The 9,539-nt window shown below is 73.0% G+C and carries 7 protein-coding genes and 1 pseudogene; all 8 read left to right on the top strand.

All coding sequences use genetic code 11. The annotated features are described in order from the left end of the window. Window positions 1-226, top strand: a pseudogene (locus BGO37_RS17265) (NADH-quinone oxidoreductase subunit L); the annotation flags it as partial. A gap of 16 nt (window positions 227-242) precedes the next feature. Next, on the top strand, window positions 243-1,829 hold the full coding sequence (locus BGO37_RS17260; protein WP_291756986.1) for an NADH-quinone oxidoreductase subunit M: 1,587 nt from the start codon (window positions 243-245) through the stop codon (window positions 1,827-1,829). 69 nt (window positions 1,830-1,898) lie between these two features. After that, window positions 1,899-3,272: an FAD-dependent oxidoreductase gene (locus BGO37_RS17255; protein ID WP_291756985.1), complete on the top strand. Its 1,374-nt coding sequence runs from the start codon at window positions 1,899-1,901 to the stop codon at window positions 3,270-3,272. 880 nt (window positions 3,273-4,152) lie between these two features. Then, on the top strand, window positions 4,153-5,370 hold the full coding sequence (gene ftsW / locus BGO37_RS17250; RefSeq protein WP_291756984.1) for a putative lipid II flippase FtsW: 1,218 nt from the start codon (window positions 4,153-4,155) through the stop codon (window positions 5,368-5,370). Window positions 5,371-5,413: 43 nt separating this feature from the next. After that, the gene (locus tag BGO37_RS17245; protein ID WP_291756983.1) at window positions 5,414-6,229 is read left to right on the top strand and encodes a TlpA disulfide reductase family protein; all 816 of its coding nucleotides are present in this window, start codon (window positions 5,414-5,416) and stop codon (window positions 6,227-6,229) included. Further along, window positions 6,226-6,996, top strand: coding sequence for a cytochrome c biogenesis CcdA family protein (locus tag BGO37_RS17240; RefSeq protein ID WP_291756981.1), 771 nt, complete (start codon window positions 6,226-6,228; stop codon window positions 6,994-6,996). The genes BGO37_RS17245 and BGO37_RS17240 overlap by 4 nt, the downstream gene beginning before the upstream one ends. A 1-nt stretch (window position 6,997) precedes the next feature. After that, on the top strand, window positions 6,998-8,653 hold the full coding sequence (locus tag BGO37_RS17235) for a cytochrome c biogenesis protein ResB (protein WP_291756980.1): 1,656 nt from the start codon (window positions 6,998-7,000) through the stop codon (window positions 8,651-8,653). Continuing rightward, window positions 8,650-9,539: cytochrome c biogenesis protein CcsA (gene ccsA / locus BGO37_RS17230; protein WP_291756995.1), on the top strand; the 890-nt coding region annotated here is incomplete at its 3' end. The genes BGO37_RS17235 and ccsA, both read left to right, overlap by 4 nt.

Genomic DNA, 9,539 nt, shown 5'->3' with positions numbered 1-9,539 from the left:
CGTCAACGACGCGGTGCTCGTCGTCCCCGGCCGGATGCTCGCCCGGTCGCTCGTGTTCGGGGACCGTGCCGTCGTCGACGGCGCGGTGTCCGGCGTCGCGAAGACGACCGTCGCCCTCGGGGACCTGGTCCGCAAGGTGCAGACCGGCCACGTCCGTTCCTACGCCGCGACGATGACCCTCGGGCTCGTCGTGCTCGCCGTCGTCGTCCTGGTCCTGGGCAGCTGAGGAGAAGACCCCACCGATGTCCTCGTTCCCCTGGCTCACCACGCTCATCGTGCTGCCCCTCCTCGGAGCGGCGGTGCTGTGGGCGCTGCCGCGACCCGTCGCGCGCGGCGAGCTCGTCTACGGCCCCGGCGTGCCGGCGCCCGGTCCGCGCCGCACCCGCGAGGTGGCGCTCGGCTTCGCGCTCGTCGAGCTCGTGCTCACCGCCTTGGCGGTGGTCGCCTTCGACACCTCGGACGCCGGCACCGTCCAGCTGACGGAGACGCACTCCTGGATCCCGGCGTTCGGGGTGTCGTACGCGCTCGGCGTCAACGGCGTCGGCCTCGTCCTCGTCGCGATGTCCGCGCTGCTCGTGCCGCTCGTCGTGCTCGCCGCCTGGCGCGAGCAGGGCAGCGCCGCCCAGGCGTCGGACCGGCTGCGGCAGTACCTGGCCCTGGTGCTGCTGCTGCAGGCGTTCATCGTCGCGGTGTTCGCGGCGCGCGACCTGTTCTTCTTCTACCTCGTCTTCGAGGCGATGCTCATCCCGGTCTACTTCATGATCGGGGGGTTCGGCGGGCGAGATGGGGCGCGGCGGCGGTACGCCGCGGTGAAGTTCCTGCTCTACTCGCTGGCCGGTGGGCTGATCATGCTCATCGGCGTCATCGTGCTCTACCTGCACGGCCCGGGCGGGGCGGACGGGTTCCTCATCGACAAGCTCACGGGCGTCGCCCTCGACCCGACGATCGAGAAGTGGCTGTTCGTCAGCTTCTTCGTCGCGTTCGCGATCAAGGCGCCGATGTTCCCGGTGCACACCTGGTTGCCGGACGCCGCCGAGCAGGCGCCCGCCGGCACCTCGACGCTCCTGGTCGGCGTGCTCGACAAGGTCGGCACCTTCGGGATGCTCACCCTCTGCCTGCCGCTGTTCCCGAACGCCTCCCGCTGGGTCGCCCCGGTGATCATCGTGCTGGCCGTCGTCTCGATCCTCTACGGGGCGCTCCTGGCGATCGGCCAGCAGGACCTGTTCCGGATGGTGGCGTACACGTCGGTGAGCCACTCCGGGTTCATCGTGCTCGGCATCTTCGCCTTCACGTCGACCTCGATCTCGGGCTCGTCGTTCTACATGGTCAACGACGGGTTCTCCACCGGGGCGCTGTTCCTGCTCGTCGGGTTCCTCGCGGCCCGGCGCGGCTCGGCACGAATCGACGCGTTCGGCGGGCTGCAGCGGGCGGTGCCGGTGCTGGCCGGGCTGTTTCTCGTCGTCGGCCTGTCCGCCCTGGCCCTGCCCGGGCTCTCGCCGTTCGTCAGCGAGATCCTCGTGCTCGTCGGCTCGTTCGCCACCCAGCCCGTGGCTGCGGTCGTCGCGACGCTCGGCGTCGTGCTCGCGGCCCTGTACATCCTGTGGCTGTACCAGCGGGCGTTCACCGGTCCGGTCACCGCCGGGGTGGAGACGCTCCCCGACGCGAGCGCGCGCGAGCGCTGGGTCGTCGGCCCGCTGGTCGCCGTCATGCTGGTGCTCGGGTTCGTGCCCGGCCCGGCGCTGAACCTGGTCCGCGAGCCGGCCCAGGTGACCATCGATCAGGTGGGCGCCACCGATGCGCCCGCCGTCGCCGAGGCCAGCGCACAGTGATCGCCGCCCTGCCGGGCCTCCGCGACCGCTGAGTGTGGTCTGGCTGCATCCGAAAGGTTCGTTGTTGTCGTGAGCACCCCCCTGCGTGTGGTCGTCGTCGGCGCCGGTCCGGCCGGCATCTACGCCTCGGACATCCTGACCCGATCCGGAGGAGATGTGGCGATCGACCTGATCGAGCGGCTGCCGGCCCCCTTCGGGCTGGTCCGCTACGGCGTCGCCCCGGACCACCCGTGGATCAGGCAGATCATCGTGGCGCTGCACAAGGTGCTGGACCGCGGCGACATCCGGCTGCTGGCCGGGGTGGACTACGGCACCGACGTCACGCTCGCTGAGCTGCGGCAGCGGTACGACGCGGTGGTCTTCGCCACCGGCGCCGTCCGCGACGTTGCGCTGCCGATCCCGGGCATCGACCTGGACGGTTCGTACGGTGCGGCGGACTTCGTCTCCTGGTACGACGGCCACCCCGACGTGCCGCGCACCTGGCCGCTGAACGCCCGCGAGGTCGCCGTGCTCGGCGCCGGCAATGTCGCCCTGGACGTCAGCCGCATCCTCGCCAAGCAGGCCCACGACCTGCTGCCCACCGACATTCCCGCGAACGTCTACGAGGCGCTGGCGGCGAACCCCGTCACCGACGTCCACGTGTTCGCCCGCCGCGGACCGGCACAGGTGAAGTTCTCCCCGCTGGAGCTGCGCGAGCTGGACCACGTGCCCGACGCCGATGTCGTGGTGTACCCGGAGGACTTCGTCTTCGACGCCGGCTCGATGGCGGCAGTCGACTCGTCGAACCAGACCAGGCAGGTGGTCACCACGCTGACCGACTGGACGCTCAAGGAGCCGGCGGACCGGCACGCCAGCCGCCGTATCCACCTGCACTTCCTCCACAAGCCGGTCGCCGTGTTGGGGGACGGTGGGCACGTCGTCGGGCTGCGCACCGAGCGCATGACGCTCACCGGCGACGGCACCGTCACCGACAGCGGACAGACGACGGACTGGCCGGTGCAGGCGGTCTACCGGGCGATCGGGTACTTCGGCAGCCCGCTGCCTGGGCTGCCGTTCGACGAGGCCGCCGGTGTGATCCCCAACCGCGGGGGCCGTGTCACCGGGCCGGACGGTGCGCCACTGCCGGGTGTCTACACCACGGGCTGGATCAAGCGCGGTCCCGTCGGGCTGATCGGGCACACGAAATCCGACGCGAGCGAGACGATCGCGCATCTGCGCGAGGATGCGCCGGCACTGCCGACTGCGCCGGACCGCGACCCCCGGTCGCTCGACATGCTCCTGGCGCGGCGGGGCGTGCGCGTCGTCGACTGGGCCGGCTGGCTGCGGCTCGACTCCTACGAGCGCGCCCTCGGCCAGGCGCACGGTCGGCAACGGGTCAAGGTGGTGCCGCGCGAGGAGATGATCCACATCAGCCTCGACGCGGTCGGCCCAGTGACCACGTGAAGCCAGCAGTTGTTGCACGCACTGCGGCTGCGAGCGGCGTCGAGCGACCGCGCCGATGCGTCGACGTCGAGGGCGCGAGCGCCATCCGGAGGCGACAGGTCGGCCCGGACAGGTCGGTGCGCACCTGCCAGGCGCGCCGTGGTTTGGGTACCCGAGCGCAGGCGGACCGGCGCTACGTTCGCAAACCCAGTGGTGCCCACCGGGGCGCCGACGCGCGCCGCCCCCCGGTGGGTCGTCACCTCGAATCTGCGCATCGCCGCGATCCTGTCGGGCCAGAAGCGGCCGATCCGCTCGACGTCGGGTAGACGCAGGCTCGCCCCCTTCTGATCCGGGGTTTGCGCCAAGCACCGCTGGTGGGTCCTGATCCGCGCGGACGCTGGCGCGAACCGCCCGAAGCTGGCGAACTTCATCGGGGCTTGATCGGACCTCAGTCGAATCGCAGTCAGCCGTGCCGCACAGTTTGGGACTAACGTCCCGATGCTTCGGGGGGCGTGTCCGAGCGCAAGAGAGAGGGCAAGGTCTTGCGTCATCGTCGGGCATGTTCTCGGGTGCTGGCGCAACGCCAGCCTGGTGCACCAGTCCCGCGGCGGATGCCGGTCGCTGGGACCTGCCACCTGCCGATGCCCAGACCGCCAGTTGCCGCGACGACGCCGCTGGCCGATCGACCACCCGCCGGAGCGGCGGACCACTGCCTGCCGGACCGGCCGCCCACGACAGCCCACCTCGGGGGCTCGGCCGGCAGCGTGATCGAAAGCGTCGCGGGCAGCCAGGTGATGACAGCCTGCACCCGGGCACGCATCGCAACGGACTGGGCCCGTCCTGCAGATCGACGCCAGCCGTACGTCGACAACATCCAGCGCAGCGCGGGCAAGGCATGAGCATGCCACCACCAACTTCGTCGACGCGGTCCGCCCTGGGGCAGTGGAACAGCGCCGTCACGAGCTACTACGTGCTGGCCGGGGCGACCGCCCTGCTCCTGGTCCTGGGCCTGGTCATGGTGCTGTCCAGCTCGAGCGTCGACTCGCTGGCGGCGGGCAAGTCGCCGTACTCCCAAGTGGTCTCCCAGGCGAAGTTCGCGTTGATCGGGGCGCCGATCCTCCTGGTCCTGGCCCGCACGCCGGTGCGTCGGCTCAAGGCAGCCGCCTGGCCGGTGCTGACAGTGGCCCTGGTGCTGCAGGGGCTGGTGTTCACCCCGCTGGGCGCCAGCCAGGGCGGCAACCGGAACTGGGTGCGCCTGCCCGGCTTCCAGGTGCAGCCGTCGGAGATCATCAAACTGGCGCTGGCGCTGTGGCTCGGCGCGGTCCTCGCGCGCAGGCTGCCGCTGCTGCACGAGTGGCGGCACGCGCTCGTCCCGGCCGTCCCGGTGGCTGCCGGCGCGATCGGGATCGTCCTGCTCGGCCACGACCTCGGCACGGCGATCGTGCTGTTCCTGCTCGTCTTCGGCGCGCTGTGGGTGTCCGGGGTCAAGCTGCACATGTTCGTGGCGCCGGTCGTGGCGGTCGTGGCCGTCACGCTGCCCCTCGTCATGTTCTCGGGCAACCGCTCGGGCCGGATCAAGGCGTGGCTCGACCCGGCGGCGGCCGACCCGGGCAGCCAGGGCGTCACCTACCAGTCGAAGCACGGCATCTGGGCGCTCGGCACGGGCGGCTGGGGCGGGCTGGGCCTGGGACAGAGCCGCGAGAAGTGGAGCTACCTGCCCGAGGCGCACAACGACTTCGTGTTCGCCATCATCGGCGAGGAGCTGGGCCTGCTGGGCACCCTGCTGGTGCTCGTGCTGTTCGGCCTGCTGGCGTTCGCGATGGTGCGGATCATCCGGCGGCACGACGACGCCTTCGCACGCATCACCACCGGCGCGATCCTGTGCTGGGTGATCGGGCAGGCGTTCGTCAACATCGCCGTCGTCATCGGCCTGCTGCCGGTCATCGGCGTGCCGCTGCCACTGGTGTCGGCGGGCGGGTCCGCACTCATCATGACCATGGCCGCCCTGGGGGTGGTGCTGGCGTTCGCGCGCTCGGAACCGGGCGCCGCCGAGGCGCTGGCCGCCCGGCCGTCGGTGTTCCGCCGGTCGCTCGCGGTCCTGGGGCGGGCCCGTGGCTGACCGGGTCGCAGCGCACGTGCGGCAGGTGGTCTGCTTGCCCGGCATGGCAGCCCGGACACGTGTTGACTCGCACCCTCCGGGTGCCGCGGCCGCGCACGATGGCGAACGGGTCGGATGTGCCCGGCCGCATCACGGGCAGCACGCACACCGGTTCGTCGCCGTCGCCCGCCGCGCCGGTCGCCGCCAGCCACGCACCACTCCGGTCGGCCCGCGGTGGCCGCAGGTCCGGGCGTGGGTTGCGACGATCCTGCTCGTCGCAACCCTGACGGGCTGTTCCTCACCGACTGCCGACAATGGTCAGGCGACCACACAGCCTGGCTACCGGTCCGACGACGGTGCCACGCAGACCTGGCCCGCCGGCTCGCGCACCGGCCCGGTCGAGCTCTCCGGCACGGACGTCGACGGTGCCACGCAGGACGTCGCCGCGTGGCGCGGTGACGTGGTGCTCCTCAACACCTGGTACGCCGCGTGCCCGCCGTGCCGCGCCGAGGCGCCCGACCTCGTCGCGCTCGCGAACGACTACGAGGCGCAGGGCCTGCACCTGCTCGGCGTCAACTCGACCGACGCCACCGGCACCGCCGCCGCGTTCGACCGCGAGTTCGCCGTCCCGTACCCGTCGATCGTCGACACCGACGGCTCGGCGGTCGCGGCGCTGCAGGGCGTGGTGCCGATCAACGCGGTGCCCACCACGGTGCTGCTCGACCGCGAGGGCCGCGTCGCCGGCCGCATCATCGGGCGGGTCGACCCGTCGACGGTGCGGTCGATCGTCGACGAGCTGCTCGCCGAGCCCGGCGGCGGCTCGCCGAGCGCCCCGGCGACGTCCCCGGCAGCCGTCCCGTCGGCGAGCGCCGGCCGATGACCCCGCTCGACGTCGGCGACACCTTCGGCCGGGCGGTGGCCGGCGGCTCGCTGCTGCTGGCGATCCCGGTGGCGCTGCTCGCCGGGGTGGTCTCGTTCGCGTCGCCGTGCGTGCTGCCGCTGGTGCCGGGCTACGTCGGGTTCGTCGGCGGCTCGCTCGGGGCGCAGGCCGGCGCGGCGCGGCGCGGGCGCGTGCTGGCGGGCGTCGGGCTGTTCGTCGCCGGCTTCGCCGTCGTGTTCGTCGCGTTCGGCGCCGTGGCCGGCGGGATCGGCGCCTGGCTCGCCCGGTGGCAGGACCCGGTGTCGCGAGTGCTCGGCGTGCTCGTCGTCGTGCTCGGCCTGGCCTTCGCCGGGCTGGTGCCGTTCCTGCAGAAGGAGCGCAAGGTGCACCTGGCGCCACGCGCCGGGCTGTGGGGCGCCCCGCTGCTCGGCCTGACGTTCGGCCTGGGCTGGACGCCGTGCATCGGCCCGACCCTCGCCGCGATCCTCGCGCTGTCCCTCGGCGGCGGCTCGGCCGCGCGTGGCGCCCTGCTGGCGGCGGTGTTCTGCCTCGGGCTGGGCCTGCCGTTCCTGCTCGTCGCGCTCGGGCTGGAGCGCTCCCGGCGGGTGACCGGCTGGCTGACGCGGCACCGGCTGGGCGTGCTGCGCGTCGGCGGCGGGCTGCTCGTCGTGCTCGGCCTGGCCCTGGTCACCGGGGTCTGGGGGCACTGGGCCGCCTGGCTGCAGGGGCTGCTGACCGGCGCCGACCCGTTCGTGCCGGTGGTGTGAGATGAGCTACCGCCCGGAGGGCCTCGACGACGCCTTCACCCCGGCAGGAGCGGCGGCGGCGCCGGCGATCGGCGTCGTCGGGTGGCTGCGCTGGGCCTGGCGACAGCTGACGAGCATGCGTGTGGCGCTGCTGCTTCTGGTGCTGCTGGCGGTCGCGGCGGTGCCGGGCACGGTGTTCCCGCAGCGCGGCCAGGACGCCGCGAAGGTGACGGGCTACATCGCCGAGCACGGCGCGGTCGGCATCTGGCTGGACCGGCTGGGGTTCTTCGACGTCTACACGTCGGCCTGGTTCAGCGCGATCTACCTGCTGCTGTTCGTCTCGCTGGTCGGCTGCATCCTGCCGCGGTCGCGGCAGCACTGGTCGGCGGTGCGGGCCCGGCCGCCGCGCACGCCGCGACGGTTCACGCGGTTCCCGGCGCAGGCGACCTCGTCGTCGTCCGACGAGCCCGAGGCGCTGGTGCGGCGGGCGGCCGCCGTGCTGGCGCGGGGCCGGCGGTATCGGGTCGACGTGCACGACGAGGGCGCCGGCGTCTGGTCGGCGTCCGCCGAGCGCGGCTACCTGCGGGACAGCGGCAACCTCGTCTTCCACCTGGCCCTCGTCGGGCTGCTGGTCGCGGTGGCGACCGGTCAGCTGCTGCACTACCGGGCGCAGGTGATCGTCGTGGCGGGCACCGGGTTCGCCAACGCGCAGACCTCGTTCGACACGTTCGAACGTGGGCGGGCGTTCGACCCGGCCAGGCTCGAGCCGTTCACGCTGCGCCTGGACGACTTCGAGTCCCGGTTCGACCCGGTGACGCTGGCGGCCCGTGACTTCACCGCGCGTGTCACGCTCACCGAGCCGGGCGCCGGGCCGAGCGTCCGGATCATCAAGGTCAACGACCCGCTGAATGTCGGCGGAACTCAGATCTACCTGATGGGCAACGGCTACGCGCCCCACGTCACGGTGCGCGACGCCTCGGGTGTCGTCGCCCTGTCCGGGCCGGTGCCGTTCCTGCCGCAGGACCGGGTGTACACGTCCCGCGGTGTGGTCAAGGTGCCGGACGTCTCCGGCGGGCAGCCGCAGATCGGCCTGGTCGGGTACCTGCTGCCGACCGCGGCGCAGACGCCGGCGGGAAGTTGGATCTCGATCTACCCGCAGCCGACCGCGCCCCTGCTGGTGCTGTCGGTGTGGTCCGGCGACCTGGGCCTGGACACCGGGGTGCCGCAGAACGTCTACCGGCTCGACGAGTCCGGCCTGACGCAGGCCGTCGACTCCTCGGGGGCGCCGGTGACACTCGTCGTGCGCCCCGGGCAGACCGTGACCCTGCCGAACGGCCTGGGCACGCTCACCTTCGACGGGATCACCCGGTTCGCAGCCTTCGACCTGCGGCGCGATCCGGCGCTGGGCTGGCTGCTCGGGTTTGCCCTCGCCGCGCTCGGTGGGCTGGCAGCCTCCCTGTTCGTGCCCCGCCGGCGAGTGTGGCTGCGGGCCGCTCCACTGATCGGCGACCGAGCCGGCGGTCCTGTCGCCGTGGTGACCGCCGCGGGACTGGCCCGAGGCGACGACGTCGGGCTGGCGCCCGAGCTGGGACGCATCCTCGCGGCCGTGCTCGGGCACCCCGTGCCGATCACCGGCCGCACATCGGCCGACCACGACGCTCGAAAGGAGTCGCCATGACGCCCGGTGACCTGTCAACCCTGCTGGTCTGGGCCGCCGCGACGGCCTTCACCATTGCCCTGTTCGCCGATGCGGCGAACCTGGCGGCCATCGCCGACGCGGCAGCCCGGCCACGGCAGACAGCACGCGGCACGACGGCGGCCGACGCGGGAGCCCGGGCCCCGGCGATGGCGGCGACAGCGTCGTCCCACCCCGGCCCGTCCCTGGCACCTGCGCGCAGCGTCGCGGTCCCCCCGTCCTCCTGGCACACCGCGACTGCGATCGCGGGACGCCCGGCGCCGGCCAGGGGCATCGCCCGCTCGACGCTCCGGCTGGGAGTCCTGCTGCTGCTGGCCGGCATCGTGCTGCGCGGCATCGCGGCCGGCCGCTGGCCCACCGCCAACATGTACGAGTTCACGCTCGTCGGCGTGCTCGTCGCGACCACCGTGCTGGCCGTCGTGCAGCGGCGGCGGGTCATCGCGTTCGTCGGCGTGGTCGTCACCGCGATCGCGGTGCTCGCGCTGGTGCTCGCGCTCAACGTGTTCTTCGTCCGGGCCGACGCGGTGCCGCCGGCACTGCAGAGCTACTGGCTCGTCATCCACGTCGGCGTCGCGATCAGCGCCACCGGGGTGTTCACCGTGGCCTTCGGCACCAGCGTGCTCCAGCTGCTCGCGGCCGCCCGCGCCGAGAACCGGTCGCACCTCGCCGTGCCGTGGGCCCGCGCCGACGGCCTGCGCCGCACGGTGGCCGGCTGGCGCGTCACCGGGCCGCGGTTCGCGTGGCTGCGCCAGGTGCCCGACGCCCTGCACCTCGAGGCGCTGTCCTTCCGGCTCAACGCCGTCGGGTTCGTGCTCTGGACGTTCACGCTCATCGCCGGCTCCATCTGGGCCGAGCACGCCTGGGGCCG

It is taken from the genome of Cellulomonas sp. 73-92 (assembly GCF_001898175.1).
Classification (GTDB): Bacteria; Actinomycetota; Actinomycetes; order Actinomycetales; family Cellulomonadaceae; genus Cellulomonas.
Note: the sequence above shows the minus strand (reverse complement) of the source record. Positions and strands in the feature narration are given on the sequence as shown.

What these genes read in the sequence shown, in the direction of transcription:
- BGO37_RS17245 (WP_291756983.1), top strand. Translation starts at nt 5,414, where the DNA reads ATGGCAGCCCGGACACGTGTTGACTCGCACCCTCCGGGTGCCGCGGCC.
- BGO37_RS17240 (WP_291756981.1), top strand. Translation starts at nt 6,226, where the DNA reads ATGACCCCGCTCGACGTCGGCGACACCTTCGGCCGGGCGGTGGCCGGC.
- ftsW (WP_291756984.1), top strand. Translation starts at nt 4,153, where the DNA reads ATGCCACCACCAACTTCGTCGACGCGGTCCGCCCTGGGGCAGTGGAAC.
- BGO37_RS17235 (WP_291756980.1), top strand. Translation starts at nt 6,998, where the DNA reads ATGAGCTACCGCCCGGAGGGCCTCGACGACGCCTTCACCCCGGCAGGA.
- BGO37_RS17260 (WP_291756986.1), top strand. Translation starts at nt 243, where the DNA reads ATGTCCTCGTTCCCCTGGCTCACCACGCTCATCGTGCTGCCCCTCCTC.